The organism is Streptomyces sp. W16 (assembly GCF_033194735.1).
Classification (GTDB): Bacteria; Actinomycetota; Actinomycetes; order Streptomycetales; family Streptomycetaceae; genus Streptomyces.
The window spans coordinates 1-1,257 of record NZ_JAWOAI010001099.1 but is presented as its reverse complement, the minus strand read 5'-3'; the positions used below and the strand labels follow the sequence as shown (position 1 = coordinate 1,257).

General features: G+C 71.8%; 2 protein-coding genes. Both read right to left on the bottom strand.

The genetic code is table 11. The features are described 5' to 3' along the window. Nucleotides 1-841: ATP-binding protein (locus tag R6V09_RS53425; protein WP_317888594.1), on the bottom strand; the 841-nt coding region annotated here is incomplete at its 3' end. A 151-nt stretch (nucleotides 842-992) separates the two neighbouring features. Next, on the bottom strand, nucleotides 993-1,257 hold a 265-nt coding region (locus tag R6V09_RS53420; RefSeq protein ID WP_317888593.1), incomplete at its 5' end, for a LuxR C-terminal-related transcriptional regulator.

Genomic DNA, 1,257 nt, shown 5'->3' with positions numbered 1-1,257 from the left:
CCTCGGCGGGCAGCATGTCGAGCCGGCTCAGCACCAACGCGCGTAGCGACGTGGGCACCGGCAGCGGCTCGCCGGGTCTGGGCGGGGTCGGGTTCTCGGCGAGGGCGCGGCCCAGTTCGAGGGCGAACAGCGGATTGCCGCCGCTGGTGCGGTGGATCTCGCGGACGGTGGAGCGGGGCAGCCCGGTGTAGCCGCGGTCGTCGAGCAGCGCCGAGACCTGGGCCCGGGAGAGCGGGCTGAGCCGGAACGCGAGGGTGTCCGGCGGCGAGGCGTTCAGATAGCGGTCGTACTCCTGGCCCTCGGTGCGCACCGCGAAGATCATCTGGACCTGGGTGTCGCCGAGGCGGCGGGCGGCGAAGCCGAGGAGTTCCGCGCTGGCCGGGTCCAGCCACTGCAGATCGTCCGCCACGACGAGGACGGGGCCGTCGGCGGCCAGCGCGCGCAGCGCGGACAGGACGGCGAGGCGCAGGGCGAGGCCGTCGCGCTGGAGGGAGGACTCGCCGCGTCCGGTGAGCGCGGATTCCAGTGCCGTGCGCTGGGCGGCGGGGAGCCGCTCGGACACCTCGTCCAGGACCAGACCAAGGAGGTCGGCGAGGGCGAGGAAGGGGAGATGGGATTCGGACTCCGTGGCCGAGCAGCGCAACACGGTCCGTGCCGAGTCGCCGTATTCCGCGCTCAGCGCCCGCAGGACGGTCGACTTTCCTATTCCGGCGGGGCCGTGGAGCAGCACACTGCCACCGCCGGCGAGCTGGTCACGGGCGGCGTTGAACATCTCCTCCCGGCCGATGACCAGGTCGGGGCGGGTTCTGGCAGGCTCCTTGAAGTCCCGTCGCACGGTCACCGCTCCCCTCGTGTGTCGTGTCCGGGCCAATATTAGGCAATCAGTCCTTGAAATTCGGAGGGACGGGGTCGTGAGGGAAATAACAACTGTGCAGCATCAGGAAATTCAAAGCTCCGATGAATGAATAGGCAGGCCGCCACCCGGGTTCTCCTCACGGCAGCACCCCCGCCCGCCGCGCCGCCACCACGGCCTCCCCGCGGGTGTGCGCGCCGAGCTTCCGCATCGCCGAGCGCAGATACCCCTTCACCGTCTCCGACCGCAGCCCGAGCCGCTCCGCCGCCACCGCGTTCGTCGCCCCGGCCGCCACACACGCCAGTACGTCCAGCTCCCGGGGCGCCAGCTCCACCTCCCCGGTAGCCGCCTCGGCGGTCAACAGGCCGCAGGCGTCCAGGAGTTCGGCCCGCAGCGCCGGGTCC